At 66.3% G+C, this 15,690-nt stretch carries 23 protein-coding genes; 20 read left to right on the plus strand and 3 right to left on the minus strand.

The features are described from left to right. Positions 1-78: 78 nt before the first annotated feature. The 10 genes from ACWDUD_RS01445 (at position 79) to ACWDUD_RS01490 (ending at position 4,937) form a co-directional block, all read left to right on the plus strand. Entirely contained in the window at positions 79-420 is a 342-nt protein-coding gene (locus ACWDUD_RS01445) for a hypothetical protein (RefSeq protein ID WP_197257786.1), read from the plus strand. Next, positions 417-791 carry a RusA family crossover junction endodeoxyribonuclease gene (locus ACWDUD_RS01450; protein WP_307846662.1) on the plus strand — a complete coding sequence of 125 codons (375 nt, stop codon included), beginning with the start codon at positions 417-419 and terminating at the stop codon, positions 789-791. Before ACWDUD_RS01445 ends, ACWDUD_RS01450 begins: the two co-directional genes overlap by 4 nt. A gap of 316 nt (positions 792-1,107) precedes the next feature. Beyond that, positions 1,108-1,230 carry a hypothetical protein gene (locus ACWDUD_RS01455; protein ID WP_269437725.1) on the plus strand — a complete coding sequence of 41 codons (123 nt, stop codon included), beginning with the start codon at positions 1,108-1,110 and terminating at the stop codon, positions 1,228-1,230. Continuing rightward, entirely contained in the window at positions 1,223-1,573 is a 351-nt protein-coding gene (locus ACWDUD_RS01460; RefSeq protein ID WP_197257784.1) for a hypothetical protein, read from the plus strand. Before ACWDUD_RS01455 ends, ACWDUD_RS01460 begins: the two co-directional genes overlap by 8 nt. Continuing rightward, complete coding sequence (locus ACWDUD_RS01465) at positions 1,570-1,767, plus strand: hypothetical protein (RefSeq protein WP_197257781.1); 198 nt, start codon at positions 1,570-1,572, stop codon at positions 1,765-1,767. The genes ACWDUD_RS01460 and ACWDUD_RS01465 overlap by 4 nt, the downstream gene beginning before the upstream one ends. Continuing rightward, entirely contained in the window at positions 1,764-1,973 is a 210-nt protein-coding gene (locus tag ACWDUD_RS01470) for a hypothetical protein (protein ID WP_197257779.1), read from the plus strand. Before ACWDUD_RS01465 ends, ACWDUD_RS01470 begins: the two co-directional genes overlap by 4 nt. Then, positions 1,970-2,479, plus strand: a complete 510-nt coding sequence (locus ACWDUD_RS01475) for a hypothetical protein (RefSeq protein ID WP_197257777.1) — start codon at positions 1,970-1,972, stop codon at positions 2,477-2,479. The genes ACWDUD_RS01470 and ACWDUD_RS01475 overlap by 4 nt, the downstream gene beginning before the upstream one ends. Next, positions 2,476-2,883, plus strand: a complete 408-nt coding sequence (locus tag ACWDUD_RS01480; protein ID WP_197257775.1) for a hypothetical protein — start codon at positions 2,476-2,478, stop codon at positions 2,881-2,883. The genes ACWDUD_RS01475 and ACWDUD_RS01480 overlap by 4 nt, the downstream gene beginning before the upstream one ends. Before the next feature lie 142 nt (positions 2,884-3,025). Further along, on the plus strand, positions 3,026-4,054 hold the full coding sequence (locus ACWDUD_RS01485; protein ID WP_450108095.1) for a hypothetical protein: 1,029 nt from the start codon (positions 3,026-3,028) through the stop codon (positions 4,052-4,054). A 118-nt stretch (positions 4,055-4,172) separates the two neighbouring features. Beyond that, a complete protein-coding gene (locus tag ACWDUD_RS01490; protein WP_197251779.1) occupies positions 4,173-4,937 on the plus strand; it encodes a phage antirepressor in 765 nt (254 codons plus the stop codon). Between the two features lie 86 nt (positions 4,938-5,023). On the opposite strand, the gene ACWDUD_RS01495 is transcribed toward ACWDUD_RS01490, so the two are convergent. Further along, positions 5,024-5,368 carry a DUF7882 family protein gene (locus ACWDUD_RS01495; protein WP_450108096.1) on the minus strand — a complete coding sequence of 115 codons (345 nt, stop codon included), beginning with the start codon at positions 5,366-5,368 and terminating at the stop codon, positions 5,024-5,026. A 346-nt stretch (positions 5,369-5,714) separates the two neighbouring features. After that, on the minus strand, positions 5,715-5,924 hold the full coding sequence (locus ACWDUD_RS01500; RefSeq protein WP_450108097.1) for a hypothetical protein: 210 nt from the start codon (positions 5,922-5,924) through the stop codon (positions 5,715-5,717). Between the two features lie 261 nt (positions 5,925-6,185). Between ACWDUD_RS01500 and ACWDUD_RS01505 the strand changes: the two genes are divergently transcribed. Both ACWDUD_RS01505 and ACWDUD_RS01510 read left to right on the plus strand, forming a co-directional pair. Continuing rightward, positions 6,186-6,449, plus strand: coding sequence for a hypothetical protein (locus ACWDUD_RS01505; RefSeq protein ID WP_450108098.1), 264 nt, complete (start codon positions 6,186-6,188; stop codon positions 6,447-6,449). Beyond that, positions 6,446-7,129, plus strand: a complete 684-nt coding sequence (locus ACWDUD_RS01510) for a hypothetical protein (protein ID WP_450108099.1) — start codon at positions 6,446-6,448, stop codon at positions 7,127-7,129. Before ACWDUD_RS01505 ends, ACWDUD_RS01510 begins: the two co-directional genes overlap by 4 nt. Here the strand turns inward: ACWDUD_RS01510 and ACWDUD_RS01515 are convergent. Continuing rightward, on the minus strand, positions 7,110-7,439 hold the full coding sequence (locus ACWDUD_RS01515) for a hypothetical protein (RefSeq protein ID WP_450108100.1): 330 nt from the start codon (positions 7,437-7,439) through the stop codon (positions 7,110-7,112). The genes ACWDUD_RS01510 and ACWDUD_RS01515 overlap by 20 nt on opposite strands. A 259-nt stretch (positions 7,440-7,698) precedes the next feature. Here ACWDUD_RS01515 and ACWDUD_RS01520 point away from each other — a divergent pair, with 259 nt between their 5' ends. The 8 genes from ACWDUD_RS01520 to ACWDUD_RS01555 all read left to right on the plus strand — a co-directional run bounded on the left by ACWDUD_RS01520 (position 7,699) and on the right by ACWDUD_RS01555 (position 15,685). Next, positions 7,699-8,241: a helix-turn-helix domain-containing protein gene (locus ACWDUD_RS01520; protein WP_450108101.1), complete on the plus strand. Its 543-nt coding sequence runs from the start codon at positions 7,699-7,701 to the stop codon at positions 8,239-8,241. After that, positions 8,238-9,512 carry a phage terminase large subunit gene (locus ACWDUD_RS01525; RefSeq protein ID WP_450108102.1) on the plus strand — a complete coding sequence of 425 codons (1,275 nt, stop codon included), beginning with the start codon at positions 8,238-8,240 and terminating at the stop codon, positions 9,510-9,512. Before ACWDUD_RS01520 ends, ACWDUD_RS01525 begins: the two co-directional genes overlap by 4 nt. Beyond that, positions 9,509-11,128, plus strand: coding sequence for a hypothetical protein (locus ACWDUD_RS01530; protein WP_450108103.1), 1,620 nt, complete (start codon positions 9,509-9,511; stop codon positions 11,126-11,128). The genes ACWDUD_RS01525 and ACWDUD_RS01530 overlap by 4 nt, the downstream gene beginning before the upstream one ends. A gap of 271 nt (positions 11,129-11,399) precedes the next feature. After that, positions 11,400-12,593: a phage minor capsid protein gene (locus ACWDUD_RS01535; RefSeq protein ID WP_450108104.1), complete on the plus strand. Its 1,194-nt coding sequence runs from the start codon at positions 11,400-11,402 to the stop codon at positions 12,591-12,593. Between the two features lie 307 nt (positions 12,594-12,900). Next, positions 12,901-13,575 (plus strand): hypothetical protein, encoded by a 675-nt coding sequence (locus ACWDUD_RS01540; RefSeq protein ID WP_450108105.1) that lies wholly within the window; start codon positions 12,901-12,903, stop codon positions 13,573-13,575. A gap of 15 nt (positions 13,576-13,590) precedes the next feature. Further along, positions 13,591-14,790, plus strand: a complete 1,200-nt coding sequence (locus tag ACWDUD_RS01545) for a P22 phage major capsid protein family protein (protein ID WP_197251788.1) — start codon at positions 13,591-13,593, stop codon at positions 14,788-14,790. 152 nt (positions 14,791-14,942) lie between these two features. Continuing rightward, entirely contained in the window at positions 14,943-15,359 is a 417-nt protein-coding gene (locus tag ACWDUD_RS01550; RefSeq protein ID WP_248676367.1) for a head-tail connector protein, read from the plus strand. Continuing rightward, positions 15,356-15,685 (plus strand): hypothetical protein, encoded by a 330-nt coding sequence (locus tag ACWDUD_RS01555; protein WP_450108106.1) that lies wholly within the window; start codon positions 15,356-15,358, stop codon positions 15,683-15,685. The genes ACWDUD_RS01550 and ACWDUD_RS01555 overlap by 4 nt, the downstream gene beginning before the upstream one ends. Positions 15,686-15,690: the final 5 nt, after the last annotated feature.

Raw genomic sequence — 15,690 nt, forward strand, 5'->3', positions numbered from 1 at the left:
GGTGTGCCGACGGAGTCCTGATCCGGCGCACCAGATGTGCGCACCACACCGCCCCCGGCATCCCTTTGGAGGCAAGGAATGAACCAATCTGAACTGAAGGGGCTGATCGCCGCGGCGCTGATGCCCGGCGCGCCGGAGCTGGTTGCCGACACCGCCGCGAACCTCGCGCGCACAATCCTCGAGCGGCACGAGGTGGTCGAGCTTCCCGCTTCGTCGTTCGAGGATGAGCACGGCGTCACCTGGTCCGACTCGTCCGGTGGCTTCCAGCTCGCGACGGTCGCAGGGCCGGAAGTCTGGGTGGCGGGGGAAATCCTGTCGCCTGACGAGCTGCAGGAGACTGCCGCTGCGCTGCTGGCTGCTCGCCGCCTGGTGCTTGCCGAGCGTGCCGAGGTGCGCAAGACGGCGGGGGTCGTCTGGTGAGCGTCGACATCGTGCTCGAGCTGCCGTACGAGAAGCCTCCGCTGTCGATGAACGACCGCCTGCACTGGCGAAAGAAGGCCGTGATCACCGCGTCGATCCGCGAGGTCACACACATGCTCGCCAGGCAGGCGAAGGTGCCGACCGGCCGCGGCCGCGTCACGGTGTGCCTGCACTACCGGCCGCGCGACAACCGTCGGCGCGACGCCGACAACCTCATGCCGGTGCTCAAGGCAGCATGCGACGGTCTCGTCGACTACGGGCTCACCGCCGACGACACGCCGGAGCTGATGCAGAAGCTCATGCCCGTAATCCACGCAGCAGAGAAGGGCCGCCCCGGCTCCCTCTGGCTCACGATCGGAGATCCCCAGTGACCCAACCCATCAGCGCGTACACCGGAGGAGATCCGGGCGCGGACCCGGCGCACGAATGGAAGCACCACACCCAGGCGAGTGAGACCGCTGCGGATCCGCCTGGTGAAGCTTCCGGTTCGCACCGGCTGACGGTCACGCGCACAACTTCATCGACAGTGGTGAAGTCCGGAGCGGTCGCCGATGCAGTGCGGCGGCGCTGCGATCGTCTCCGCGAGACGGGGACTGTGGCGACGGTCGCTGAGAGCCTGGACGGCTATGTCGTGCGGTTTACCGACGTCGACGGGGCTCGTGTCGTCCTGACCTACCAGGAGGGGAAGTGAAGTCCGCCGTGCGCATCGCCGGTGTCGCTGGCCTGTGCATCGCCGGGTGGCTCACCGTCGCCGCCTGGACCATCGACCGAGCCTCACAAACCCTCTACGAGTGGAGCGACCATGAGTGACCGAGACGAACTTCTCGCTGCGATGAAGGCGCACTCGATGCGGTCCTGGACTGATGGCGTCGGATCTGTATGCGCGTGCGGCTGGGAGGGACGCCTCCTCAGCGCTCACACCGTCGACGAGCTCCTCGCCGCCGGCTACCGCAGGGCCCGCGTAATCACCACCGTGCAGGAGCTCGCCGACATGCGTGACGGCACGGTGATCATCGGCCCGGACGGGCTCGTCGGCGAAAAGCGGGACTTCCCGCTCGATCTGGCCGTCCGCTACGTCAACGGCACCACGGAGACGAACGCGGACATTCCGATGCCCGTCACGGTCCTCTACACCCCCGAGGAGTCACGGTGAGCGACTACTGCCCAGCCCGCCACGACGACACACCCGGCCACGCCTGCCTCTGCGTGAAAGACACCGGCCACCGCCGGGAGCACCTGTGCCTGTGCGGCTACGAGTGGGACGTCTCCCGGAAGATCAGGACCGGCTCGAATCACTGGCAGCTCATCGGCGACACCTGGCGATGGATCACCGGGGAGGCGTCGTGAGTCACGTCGAAACCGTCGAAACCGCCCTCGACCACGCCATCCACGAAAACGACGAACTCCGCGCTGTCATCGACAGCATCCGCGACTACGCCCAGCTCCTGCGGGCGATGGCCGACGAGGTACGGCAACTCGATGCGGTCTACCAGGCCCGCGTATACGACGACATCGCCACAACCCTCGAACGCAAGATTGGAGACAAGCTGTGAGTGATCCGACGACACCCGAAGGCCGCGCCGAACTGCGCGACAAGATCCGCGCCGCATGGCCCGCCCGAGCGCTCACTCACGGCCGCGGAATGCACGTACCGCCCGTGCGCGACGGAGGCAACACAGCGGCGTGCATCGACCTCGCAGTCGAACTCGCCGTCGAACACTTCGCCCCGGCGCCGTGCGTCATGACGCACACCCCGCCGTTCGACTTCGCGCAGTGTGAAACCCACGACGAGACGTTCCCCCTCGGAGAGTCTTGCCGGTTCGATGGGCGCGACATGGTTGAGGTCTTGTTCGAGGCTGTCGACGAGCAGCGCGGCCGGGCCGTGCGCGCCGAGCTCGAGCGGGACCGCGCCGAGGCTGCACTCGCCCGGGTGCGCGAGTACGTCGACGACCTAGCGAACGTGCCGAACGTCGGCTACGACAGCAGCGAGCAGTGGGAGTTGGACACCAGGCGAGAGGTTGCCCGCGAACTACGTGCAGTGCTGGACGGTGACCGGTGACACCCGATCAGCTCCGGCTCCTCGCCGAACTCCATCCCCGCCAAATCCTCGGACTCGCCGACGCACCCGACTACTGGTGCCCACAAATCCGCGACACCCGCGGCGGCGGAACCCCAACCGACCCGGAATGGCACGCCGCCGGCCTCTGGCGCAAAACCTACACATGGGGCATCGCCATCACCCAGCCCGGCGACTACATGGAAGAACGCGGCATCACCGCACCCGAACACACCGTGACCCTCACCTGGCGGCAAATCACGGCCTGGGCAGAAGCGCTGCCCGAGGAACGCCGCATCGCAGCGCGGAAGGCACGCATGTCGATCCACGCCGCCGACGAGAACACCGCGGTCGCAGAGCTCTTCGCGCCAGCCGTCGGGGCTGAACCGGAGATGACGTTGTGGTGACCGAGTGCCCGGTGTGTCGCCGGAGGGTGCACGCGTCCGAGTACACCGGCCGCGTCACCCGGCACGACGACACCGCGGGAAGTACCTGCCCGATGAGCGGGCACCACATCCCGCTCGAACAGCTCGAAAGGAGGGCCGCCTGATGGCGTCCACCGGGAAAGACCACGCCCGCATGAACCTCGGGATCTGGGGCGACGACGACTGGCTCGACTGCACCCCACCCGCGCAGCACCTGTACTTCGTGCTGTGGAACTGGCCGACTCTGTCGTACTGCGGTGCGGGGGACTGGCACCCGGGCCGCATCGCCTCGAAAGCGAAGGGATGGACGCCGGCTGCGGTCGAGCGTGCCGCCGCCGAGTTGTCCCGGGATCTGTTCCTGCTCATCGACGAGACGACAGGGGAGTTCCTGTTGCGGTCGTGGATCAAGCACGACGGCCTGTGGAAGGTGCCGAACATGGCCGTGTCGATGGCGAACGCGCGTGCCGAGTTGGCGTCTCGGACGTTGCGAGGGGTGATCGTGCACGAGGTGTCGAAGGTGCGTGCCACGCATCCGGGGTTGTCGTCGTGGGAGCGGGCCGCGGTGGTGTCGATGCTGGAGCAGAAGGCAGTGGATCCGGCGTCTCTGGAGCCGTTCACCCCGGCCGGTAACCCCAGCTCCAACCCCATTGCTAACCCCTCCGCTAACCCTTGGCCCAACCCCTACGCCAACCCTTCGGTTAACCCCACGCCCAACCCCCCGGCTAACGAAAACCCAAGGGATGGGGTTAACCCCGCGTCCAACCCCGGCCCTACTCCTGCTCCTGCTCCTACTCCAGAAAGAAAGAGTGGTTACGTAAGTACGGAAGGAGACAGCGCGCGCGAAGACGAACCACCCTCCCTGAATTGCATCGACCATCCGGACGGCACCGAGCGGCCGTGCTTCGCCTGCGGCGAGGCCCGCCGCCGGCGCCGCACCTGGGAGGACGAGCGGAAGCGTGTGGCTGCCGAGGCTCGCTCGGAGCAACTCCGTGCTGCGGCCCAGAAGCGCGCCAGAGCGATCGCGGAGTGCTCCCTGTGCGACGAGGACGGTTACGTCGATACGGCCGTCTGCGGACACGCTCAGGCCCCGGAGCGGCGTCCGAGCCTCAAGGACCTGTATCAGCAAGCGAAGGCCGAGAAAACACGCGCCTAGATGAGCGTTGTTGTGTTGCGAACAACGCACAACATTCGCGTATGCTCGAAGCCTGACCGCGAAAAAGCCCCGCCGGAGCGCGAACTCCGCGGGGCACGAACACCGAGGAGACCGCTCGATGTCACTCGCAAACGTTACCGGAGACCTGGTCCCGTTCGCATACGGTGCGACCACGGTCCGGACCATCACCATCGACGGCGAACCCTGGTTCGTCCTGCTCGACCTCTGCGCAGTCCTCGAGATCGCGAACCCGCGCAACGTCGCGGCGCGTCTCGATCCGGATGCCGTCCGCCAGGCGGACGTCACCGACTCGCTCGGTCGCAGGCAATCCACGACGATCGTCAACGAGTCCGGCATGTACGAGGTCGTCATCCGCAGCGACAAACCCGAAGCCGCCGCATTCCGCCGGTGGATCACCACCGACGTCCTCCCGACCATCCGCCGCACGGGCAGCTACAGCACCCAGCCCGCACTCGCCGGCGCCGAGCTCCTCGCGCACGCCGTCATCGAGGCACAGCAGATGCTCGCCGCCAAGGACCAGCGCATCGCCCAACTCGAACCCAAAGCCGAGTTCTACGACGAACTCATGGACGCCGACGGCACCTACTCGATGGCCGCGACCGCGCGCATCCTCGGCTGGGGCCGCAACGTCATGATGGCCCAGATGCGCCGCCTCGGCGTCCTCCAGACCAACAACCTCCCGTACCGGCGATACGACCACCACTTCAAGGTCACGCCCGGCACATACACCAACCGGAAGACCGGCGAGACCGTGCCGACCGCGACCACCTCGGTGCGCCCCAGCGGGCTGGAGTTCCTGCGGAAGAAGCTCGACTCCGTGCGCGAGCCTGTGCAGCGCGAGCTGAACGGAGCGCAGGCATGAGGCTGACCATCACCATCGGCCGCAACACCCCCGCACCCCTCGCGCACGACGACATCCGCGCCATCGTGCGCGAAGAGCTCACGCGACTACTGCGCGTCGACGCCTGCAGGCATCCGCTCGAATGCGAACGGGAGCCAGCCCTTCGCATCACCGATCACCACCACAGCGACACTCTCGATCGCCTCCAGGTGAAGGGCGATGACACTCTCCTTCACCTTGGCCGTCTCGCTCTCGTCGTAGACGAACTCCAACGGGATCGACGGATGCATCCACAAGAAGTCTCGGAACACGTCTCCGTCGCCATCAGTGCCGACGAGGCCCATCGAGAAGCACTTTCCGGTAGGGAACGCGACCGTTACGAGTGCATGAACTTCCGCAAGCACGTGCGGAGCCAATCCGATGCGCTTCCCGTTGTAGACAAGTGTCGCCATGAAACTTCTCCTTCTGCTGATGATGTTGGCGCACACAGCGTAGGAGACCGAGCGGCTGTGGGGGCCCACATGAAGCCCCCACAGCCGTCCACAGCCACTGCCCTGGACGGCGACCAGTGACCGCGCCCAGGACCCGGATCCGGGCGTCCCTGCTCCTCGCCGCACTGTTCGCCGGCGGACTCATCGCCGGAGCCTGCCACCCCACTGAACCGGTTGCCATCGGCGAATACCACGCACCTGTCGACTCCTGGGAAAACCAATGAGCGACATCAACATCACACCGGAGGTCCTCACGCACGATGACGCATACGTCATCGTGCGTGATGGGAGCGGCGCAGTCGGTGGCCTACTGGTCGGCGCTTTCCCGGGTTTCCAAGGCGTTGAGTCGGGTTTCCAGTTCGGCGATTCCGTTCAGCAGGGACTGTGCGAACATGCCGGGCAAGCGAAACCCATTGATGCCAGTGTTGGTCTGGGCGGCGGTGCGAATCTCGATGGCGACTCGTTTCGTGACGGGCAGATCATCGGGGATTTCGCTACCAAAATCGAAGTTGCTCATAGTGCTTCTCCTTCTGCTGATGATGTTGGCGAACACAGCGTAGGAGGCAAACAGGTTACGAGGGGTGCCGACGCGCCTTCCGTGACCGACGCCCGGGACGGCTGCGGCTCGTGACCCGCCTCCCGACGGCCCTCACCGCCTGGGTGCTCATCATCGCCATCGCAGCACTCAGCCTCGCCGCCATTTGAACCCCGGCCCGCACCGACTACTCCCGGTGCGGGCCGGAACCATCCCCACCCACCGCGAGAAAGGCCCCAGCGCATGCCCGCCGCCTACACCAACCTCGACCAGGCCAACGCCCGCATCGACGCACTCGAAGCCGAACTCGCCGCCACCGCCGAAGCCGCCCGCTTCGCCAGCAAGGCCGCCGAGAAAGCCCGCGCCGAAGTCATGGAACTCAAAATGACCGCCAACGCACCCTCCGGCACCGACTACCCACCCGCCGTCGCCGAAACAGTCGCCAAGAACCTAACTCCCGAAGTCCGCGACGCACTCCGCGACATCCTCAACCGGGCCGACGCATGAACGGATACCTCACCCGCGCCGAGATCGCCAAGCTCGACGCCATTCTCCGCACCGTCCCTTGGCTCGCACGCCAACTCAACATCACCACGCTGCGGCAGGATCGCATCAGCGGCGCACCCATCCCCACCATCGTCGCTGGCCCCCCTGGAGTACAACCGCTCCCATACAACGCGCACGCCCGTTCTGTCGCTGACCACCTTCACGCCACCCTGGTCGTCTGGGTGCGACACGTGCTTGAGCAGCGCGGCATGGACTACCACGGCGACTCGACCACGGCCGGCATCGCCCGCTGGCTTCGCACCCACATTGATGCCCTCGCGCTGACCGAGGACTCCGCGCGCGCCCTCACTGACATCCACGGGGCCACCCAGTCGGCCTGGGATGCGATCGACCGGCCCGACGAGAATATCCGTCCAGTTGACCCTGATGCCCTTGAGCGCGCGCGGAACCGGGAACTTCATGCCTCAGCCATCGAGAAGCTCGCCAGAGAACTAGGTGATGAATACCGCGGTCTGACGTACCGGCGTGTGATAACCCTCCGCAACGCCGGGCACTTTCATGCACAGCGCTGCGTAGTACTGACACGCGCCGAGGTCTATCGAGTCGGTGATGTGCTGGATGCGCACCTGGCGCACCCACAGCGTCGGCGTCGTGCTCGGGTTAGTACTCCTTACCGCTGACGACAGCGCCCTCGTGGATTGTAGTGTCGGCTGAATCATCCTCGTGCAAGGCGCCATTAATGATGCCGTGGACGTCCAATTGGCCACCCTTGTTGACTACGTCGCGGTTGCAGATTCCCCGCAGAACGACTCGTCCGCCGGGTGCAATCTCAATACCATCGGCAATGCCGCCGAGGAGAAGAGTTCCGCCGTCTTCAACACGGACAGTCCCGGCGAGGATCCCGGCCAGCGTGTATGTACCCCCAGCGGCGACCACTACATCGCCTTTCGCGACGCCGGACTCTGTCTGATGATCTGAAATCACGCTCATGCGGTGCACACTACTAGGTAGACCGCGTTTGATACGCTCAGCGCGTTGGCGCGAGATGACCCCACCGACAGGGTCACTCGCGCTTCGTCGTTTCCAGACGTCCATCCTCGAAGCGCCACCCCTCGCGAGTGCTCGGATGGACCGCCCACGCCCCGGAATCTCACGCCGGACGAGCGTGGGCGTCAACTTCCCGAGGAGGGCCGAATGAACCACAGGATGGAACGTTCCACCCGCCTCCCATGCGCGCGCGTAGTGGCCCATGGCCGCGTGGACCGATGAGGAGAGCCGGCGCCTTCGCGAACTGCATGAGCAGGGGATGTCGCTGCGGGCGATCGCAGAGGAGATGGGCCGGCCGCAGAGCACGGTGTCTCGGTGGGCGGATCGGCTGGACCTGAGTTTCGACCGGTCGAAGACGAAGAAGGCCACGGAAGCCCGTGTCATCGACACCAAGGCTGCCCGCGTCGAGCTCGAGCAACGGTTGATCGCAGAGGCGAACAAGGTGCTGGACCAGATGTGGGAACCCACGCTGGTGTTCAGCTTCGGCGGTAAGGACAACACATACGAGGAGCACCTGCTTGATCGGCCGACATTCGGCGATCAGAAGGCAATCGTGCAGACCGCGGCCACCGCGCTGAACGCGGCGAACAAGCTCCATGAGATGAACGCCGGCGCCGACGCGGAAGGCGTTGTCAGCGTTCTCGCCGAGGTGCACGCCGCGATCACCGCCATGGCCGACGAAAACCCGGACGAGCCACCCACACCCACAGACGAGGAGCTCGACGCCGAAGAAGAGGGACAGTGACCACCAAGCTCGCCCGACTCGGCCGTCTCACCCCGAAACAGGCATGGTCGATCGGTCGAGCCACCGCAAAGATCTGCATCTGGAATGGCGCAGTCTCAGCCGGCAAGACCATCACCTCACTGTTCAAGTGGATGATGCTCATCCCGACCGCGCCGCAAACCGGCGAGATCGTGATGATCGGCCGGACACGAGACACCGTGTACCGCAACCTGATGACCCAGTTGCAGAACCGGGAGATCTTCGGGGACCTCGCCGACCACGTGCACTACAACCGTGGCGCCCCCACAGCGACGATCCTCGGCCGCACCGTGCACATCCTCGGATCCTCCGACGTGCGCGCCGAAGCCACGATCCGAGGCATGACCATCTCCCTGGCCTACCTCGACGAGGCCACGCTGGTCACCAAGGAATTCTTCGCGATGCTGGTCTCCCGCCTGCGCGTGAAGGGCTTCCGCTGCCAGCTGCTGTGCACCACGAACCCGGATGCACCGAAGCACTGGCTCAAGACCGACTACATGGACCGGGCCCACGATCCCGAGCTGAGCATCGTGGTGTTCAACTTCCGGTTACGGGACAACGCACGCAACCTTGAACGCCCGTACATCCATGGTCTCGAGGCGCAGTACACGGGGCTATGGAAGGCCCGCTTCATCGACGGCGAATGGACGATGGCGGACGGTGTCATCTACGAGATGTTCGACCCGGCCGTGCATGTCGTCGACCAGCTCCCGACGATGCAGCAGCTCCTCGCGATCGGCATCGACGACGGCGTCAACCACCCCGCCGCCGGCATCCTCCTCGGCCTCGGCGCAGACAACCGCCTCTACGCCATGGCCGAGTTCGCGCCACCGGCCGGCACACCCGCCGACCGCGCACGACTGCTACGGCGCTTCGAGAACGAGCACGGCACACCCGACTTCCACTTTGTGGACCCATCGGCGGCCGCGCTGAAGCTGCAGATGAACCGCGAAGGGTTCGTCAACGTCGCGAACGCCGCGAACAGCCACAAGCTGGGCATCGGTGTCGTCGCGTCACTGTTGTCCACGCAGCAGCTCATGATCCACAGCAGCTGCACGAACCTGCTCAACGAGATCCCCGGCTACGTGTGGGATTCGAAGGCTGTCGAGCGTGGCGAGGACGCGCCCGTCAAGGAAAACGACGACTTCTGCGACGCACTGCGCTACGCGGTCGCCACCTCCCAGTTCCAGTGGCGCCACGCCGTGCCGCTACCCGACGACCACCGATTCGACACCGAGGAGACCGCAGCATGACCAGCATCCGCGCGAACATGGCCTGGCCGCCGCCCGAACTGGGCAAGGTCACCGCCCGTGTCGCCGAATGCCGCGTCTGGTGGGGAGGCGACCCCGCCAAGCTCGACGACTTCTACGGAGCCGGCGGCCGCACCTCACCCACCGGCGCCACCCTCAAACGCCGCGCACAAGACGCGTGGGACGCATTCTGGGGCCGCACCCAGCACAACCCCAGCCAGTCCGGGAAACGCCTCCACGCCCCGATCGGCAAGGATATCGCGCAACTCTCGGCCACCTCACTGTTCTCGAAGCCGCCGGTGATCCTCGCCGCCGACGACGAACTCGACACGGTGCAGGCCCGCGTCGACGACCTGTTCAACACCCCCCGATTCCACTCCAGCCTGTACACCGCGGGGGAAACCTCGTCTGCGCTCACTGGTGTGTTCGGCAGGGTGGTGTGGGACGACCAGGTGCAGCAAGGCACGTGGATCGAATGGGTCGACCCCGATCATGCAATCCCCGAATGGTCCAGGGGCCGGCTCAAGTCCGTCACGTTCTTCACCGAACTCGAATCCGATGACCCTCGGGACGTGTGGCGGCACCTCGAACGGTACGAGCGCGGCCGGATCGTGCACGAGCTGTACAAGGGCACCCCACACAACCTCGGCACGCTGCAGGAGCTTGGCGCGCACGAAGCGACCGCGGACATCCGCGTGGAACTTGCTGGGGACGGATACTCGATCGTCGACCTCGGCGTGGACGAGCTTGCTGTCGAGTACGTGCCGAATCAGCTTCCGAACCCTGAGTGGGCGGAGGATCCGCAGCTGCGGAACCTCGGCGCCTCCGACGTCGGCGCGGTCGATCTCGTGCCGCTCTATCACCAGATCGACCGCACCTACAGCTCGCTCATGCGGGACGTGCGCGTCGCTCAGGCACGCATGTTCGCCTCCTCCGAGGTGCTGCAGCACCGCGGCGCCGGCCAGGGCATGTTCTTGCCCGAGGATCAGGAACTGTTCACGCAGGTCGGTACTGGCATCGGTAAAGAGGGCGGCGCTGAGTCCATCTTCCAGTTCCATCAGCCCGCCATCCGGGTGCTCGAGCACGACCAGGTGGGGGAGATGCTGCTGCGTGAGGTGCTGCGCCGCACCGGGTATTCGCCGGTGTCGTTCGGCATGTCCGATGAGGTCGCGCAGACGGCGACCGAGGCCGCGGGCAAGAAGGAATCCACGGTCACCACGACCGAGGGGAAGGCCCGCTACTTCGGTGTCGCCATCCAGCATTTGACCACGGTTGCGCTGCGGATCGACCAGAAGAAGTTCCCGCACCTCGGCGTGGATTTGCACGAGCCGCTCGATGTCGATTGGCCGCCGTTCGCGCAGGAATCCGACCTGTCCCGTGCTCAGACGGTGCAGGCGTGGTCGGTCGCTTCGGCTGCGTCGACGCGCACCAAGGTCCGCTACCTGCATCAGGACTGGACCGAGGAGCAGATCGACGACGAGGTGCAGCTGATCGACGAGGCGAACGTGGTGGAGACGCCGGCGTTCTTCGGCTCGGACACCGGCTTCGGTGGCGACCAGGGCGGCGACGCACAGCCCGAAGGCGAGCAAGCACCCGAGGAGACCGGCGAGGAGGAGTAGCCGATGGCTGAGGCGCACGTCGACCAGGACATGCGAGAGCACGGAACCATCCGATGGTTCAAAGGCGAAGGCCCCATACCCAACCCGCAGCCCTACCTCGGCGACTGTCTGCACATGGGGCAGGGTGTCGTCGGTTGGGGGCCAGACGAACAGCACTACGAGCTGGTGGAGTGCTCCGATTGCGGCGCTCGATCGTGGACGACAACCGAGCGCCAACGCGGCGGCGCTACACCGTGGCTGGTGCCTGGCGAGTAACCCGAGGAGGTAGGCGGTGGCACTCGACCCCGAGGATGCACGCAACATCCCCGCTCACCTCATCGCCCTCTACACCGACGCCGAACTCGCCCTCCTGCGCCTGCTCGCCGAAGCCATCGCCGACGGCATCGACACTGACAACTGGCAACAGGTCCAAGCCTCACGGCAGGTCGAGTTCCGGCAGGCCGCCGAAGCACTCGCCCGGCACCTCCAAGCCGCCATGCCCCAGCTCCTGCAGGACGCCGTGCAGGCCGCAGCCGACCTCGGCGAGCAGGCAGCCGACGAGGACGCCGACCCACAAACACCCGCAGCGGTTAGCGCAGCCGCCGTGGGAACGGCTGCGGCAGTGCCCGGGCGCGCACCGCGTCGCGACCGCGTCCCGGTTCCCCGCACTGTCGCAGCCACACAATCCGCCTGGTCCACCCTCGCCCACGCCACACAGCAGCTCCCCGGAAACGCGGACCGTCTGTACGGGCAGGTGCTCGCACAGATACAGGTCAGATCCCACGAGGCCCCGAAGCTCACCCCGCACACCGGTGGCATCCTCGGCGCACCACGCGCGACCGGCACCCGGCTGGACGCAGCCCAGCAGGCCCTCGACATCCTCACCAAGCGAGGCATCACCGGATTCCGGGACCGCGGCGGCCGAAACTGGTCACTGACCTCGTACGTCGAGATGCTGTCGCGCACAGTGGTGAACGAGGAGCTGCGCGAAGCCCACATCGCCCGGGCCCTCGAGCATGGCCACACGCTGATGGTGGTGTCATCGCATTCGAAGCCGGCACCGCAGTGCCAGCCGTACGAAGGCCAGGTGCTCAGCCTGGACGGCAGCACAGGCACGGTCGAGCTGAAGTCGGCGACGACCGGCCGCCCGGTGCAGGTGCGGATCAAGGCCACGATGCGCGAGGCCATCTCGAAGGGCTTCCGGCATCCGAACTGTGGACATGCCCTCAGCAGGTTTGTGCCGGGTGCGTCACGCACGTTCACGACGAAGCCGGACCCCGAAGGCTATGCGGCGACGCAACAGCAGCGGGCCATGGAACGCGCCATCCGTGACACCCGCCGCCGGCAGGCTGTTGCGGTCACTCCGCAGGCGAAGCGCGAGGCCGCGGCCCGGCTCCGGGCGCAGCGGGAAGCGATCGCCCGGCACGTCGACGAGCATGGCCTGACGCGTCGGCCGCGACGCGAGCAGATCAATCAAGCTCGCTGAGGTTATTCCGGAGCGTCAGGCGGAACGACGTTCCCCATGCAGTTGTGCGATGAGCGGCACTTGTAGAGGCCAGGGCTCTCAGATCTGACCCCACCGTAGTTGTCGGACACCACGTATTCGCGCCACAACAGCTCACCGCACTGGGCACAGGGAACGTTGGTCCGCCGGACTTCCGTTCGAGTAGCCATATCCGCAGCTTACGTGCACTTATGTGCCGCAACACAGACTTCCGCCCTGGGCGGATACCCGACACCGCGACGGTGCGGGGCGACACCGCAGCGCGACGCTGCACACACAAAGGAGCACCATGCGCACCACCACGACACTCACCCTGATCGTCGGCGCCGGATACGGCCTCGACCCGTTCGCCACCTCCGGCCGCTGGCCGAACCGCATGCACCCCCGCCGCGACGATGAGGGACACAGCAACGGCGACGGCGGCCAGACCGGTCATGGCGGCCAGGGCGACGGCACCGGTGGCGACGCAGGTGCCGGCAAGACCAACACCGACGACACCGGCAAGCCCGGCGGCGGTGACGACGAGCAGCTCGGCGAAGGCGGCAAGAAGGCCCTCGACGCCGAACGGGCAGCGCGCAAGGCCGCGGAACAAGAAGTCGCCAAGTACAAGGCGGCAGCCGAGAAGGACCGCCTCGCCAAGCTCGACGACCAGCAACGCGCCGAGGCCGAACGCGACGCCGAGAAGAGCCGCGCCGAGAAGCTCGAAGCCGAGCTCGCCGTCGAACGAGCGGCGCGGAAGCACGGCATCACCGACGACAAGGACCTCGAGCTGTTGGCCGGCGTCCCCGCCGACAAGGTCGAGGCCCTCGCCAAGCGTCTCGCCGCGACCAACGCCAGCGCCAACTCCGCCGGGCGATCCGGCAACGGCGTCGGCGGAAGTAAGTCCACAGCAAGCCCGCTCGACGACCCGAAGAAGTTCGCCGAGAGCCTCGGCAACCGGAAGTCCGGCGTCACCATCTACTAATCCAGGAGAAATTCCGTGACCAACACCATTCTCAAGGCTGCGCAGATCGTGCAGGCCGGGCTCGTCGTGCTCGAACGCGATGTCGTCCTGCCTGGGATCGTCGAGTCCAGCGCCTCGCAGCACTTCTCGGGCCGCAGTCCCGCAAACGACACCGTGTCCATCCGCATCAACGGACGTACGGTCGCCAAGGACTACGCGTGGCGTGACCACACCGCGGCGATCGAGAACTCGGATCTGAACGAGTTCAAGGTCGACGTGAAGCTCGACACCCACCCGTACAACGCGATCGGACTGTCGGACGAGGAACTGTCTCTCGACATCTACGACTTCACCGAGCAGGTCGTTACCCCGCAGACCCGAGCTGTTGCCGAACGTATCGAGGACAAGATCTCCGCGAAGATCAAGGGTGCGACATACCCGTCCGGGTCGAACATCTCCATCTCGACGGACGGGGCGAGCGGACTGGACTTCCACGCCGGAGCGGTCGACGCGCGCAAGGTCCTGAACGACTACCACGTGCCGCAGCAGGGCCGCGTGTTCCTCGTCGGTACCGGTATCGAGGCAATGATCCTCAAGTCCGACCAGTTCCGGAAGTTCGACCAGTCCGGAGACTCGAACGCTCTGCGCAGCGCCACCATCGGAAACATCGCTGGAATGCCGGTCATCGTGTCGCATTCCATCGGTGCATACGAGTCGTACGTGTTCCATCGGTCCGCATTCCAGACGGTGTACCGGGTTCCGGCGTCCCCGCTCGGTGGCGTCGACAGTGCATCCGGGTCGTACGCCGGTATCGCGCTGCGCTGGCTGCGGGACTACGACTCGAGCCACCTGGTGAACCGGTCGATCTTCGACACGTTCTTCGGCATCAGTGTCGTGGAGGACCCGGACGACTACACCGATCCGGATTCGACGTTCTCGCTCAAGCGTGCAGTGAAGATCGTCCTGGGCACCAACGCGTTCACCGTGGACGTCGGCGGCGCGACCGGTGGCACCTTCACACTCACTTTTAACGGCCGCACCACCGGTGCGCTGAACTACAACGCGACCGCAGCGACCATCAAGACCGCGCTGGTTGGCCTCGACGACGGTTTCGGCGCCGACGACATCACCGTCACCGGATCGGCGGGCGAATACACGATCGCGGTCCCGGGCGCACTTTCGGGTAGCGGTGCTTCCCTGACTGGCGGAACCGGCCTCACCGTCACCGCAGTCTGACTGAGCTTGGTGGTTGGTGCGTCAACCGCGTGCCCCGGCAACTCTCGGCACTCACCGCGCGCGAAGGACGACTGGGGGCTTCCACGCCGGGTTCCTTTCGGCCCTTGCAGCGGCGTACCTGCGCACCAACCACCAACCCCCGAGGAGGCTCCATGGCACCCGTCTACGCCACCACCGGTGACCTCGAAACCTGGACCGGCAACCCAGCACCCGACAACGCCGCGGCGCTCCTGCGCGAGGCATCAACGCTCGTCGCGTCCGCGATCATCGCCGATGTCTACCCGACGACAGCGACAGGCCTGCCATCCGAAACGGGCAAGCGCACCGCGGTACGCGAAGCGACCTGCCAACAGGCTGGCTACTGGGCACGGCACAACATCGACCCGACGGCCGGCACTGCCGGGCTCGACGAGGTTGTCACCGCCTCGAGCATCGACGGCGCCTCCGTCTCCACGAACGCTGGAGAGCTCGCCGCGGAGAAGGCGGCCAGCGTCGAGGGTCTCACCTCGTCGGCGCTGCGGATTCTCCGCCTGGCCGGGCTCGGTTCGTCGTGGGTGGACTCGTGGTGACCGACCCGCTGGCGTCGTGGTGGACGTGGCCTGTGCTCGTCGCACGCAAGATCGGCGACGGCCCGTACGGTCCCGCACACGCCGCCCCGGTGGAGGTGCGCGGGAAGGTCACAGCGAAGCGGAAAAAGGTGCTGGCACCGGACGGTTCGGAGGTCATCTCCGAGGCCCGTGTCTCGATGCCCGCCACCACGCCGCTGATCCCGCCCGGGTCGTTGGTGACCCTGCCTCCCGAGTTCGGGGGCCGGACTGCCGAGGTGTTGGCGGAGCAGCTGCACCACGACGGGGCCAGCCGAACCCCGAACTTCTACAGCGTCGACCTCACCTGAGGAGG

It is taken from the genome of Rhodococcus sp. NPDC003382, from assembly GCF_053589135.1.

Coding starts and splice junctions, on each gene's coding strand:
- ACWDUD_RS01445 (WP_197257786.1), top strand. CDS start 79: ATGAACCAATCTGAACTGAAGGGGCTGATCGCCGCGGCGCTGATGCCC.
- ACWDUD_RS01460 (WP_197257784.1), top strand. CDS start 1,223: ATGAGTGACCGAGACGAACTTCTCGCTGCGATGAAGGCGCACTCGATG.
- ACWDUD_RS01485 (WP_450108095.1), top strand. CDS start 3,026: ATGGCGTCCACCGGGAAAGACCACGCCCGCATGAACCTCGGGATCTGG.
- ACWDUD_RS01490 (WP_197251779.1), top strand. CDS start 4,173: ATGTCACTCGCAAACGTTACCGGAGACCTGGTCCCGTTCGCATACGGT.
- ACWDUD_RS01495 (WP_450108096.1), bottom strand. CDS start 5,368: ATGGCGACACTTGTCTACAACGGGAAGCGCATCGGATTGGCTCCGCAC.
- ACWDUD_RS01500 (WP_450108097.1), bottom strand. CDS start 5,924: ATGAGCAACTTCGATTTTGGTAGCGAAATCCCCGATGATCTGCCCGTC.
- ACWDUD_RS01505 (WP_450108098.1), top strand. CDS start 6,186: ATGCCCGCCGCCTACACCAACCTCGACCAGGCCAACGCCCGCATCGAC.
- ACWDUD_RS01510 (WP_450108099.1), top strand. CDS start 6,446: ATGAACGGATACCTCACCCGCGCCGAGATCGCCAAGCTCGACGCCATT.
- ACWDUD_RS01515 (WP_450108100.1), bottom strand. CDS start 7,439: ATGAGCGTGATTTCAGATCATCAGACAGAGTCCGGCGTCGCGAAAGGC.
- ACWDUD_RS01520 (WP_450108101.1), top strand. CDS start 7,699: ATGGCCGCGTGGACCGATGAGGAGAGCCGGCGCCTTCGCGAACTGCAT.
- ACWDUD_RS01530 (WP_450108103.1), top strand. CDS start 9,509: ATGACCAGCATCCGCGCGAACATGGCCTGGCCGCCGCCCGAACTGGGC.
- ACWDUD_RS01540 (WP_450108105.1), top strand. CDS start 12,901: ATGCGCACCACCACGACACTCACCCTGATCGTCGGCGCCGGATACGGC.
- ACWDUD_RS01550 (WP_248676367.1), top strand. CDS start 14,943: ATGGCACCCGTCTACGCCACCACCGGTGACCTCGAAACCTGGACCGGC.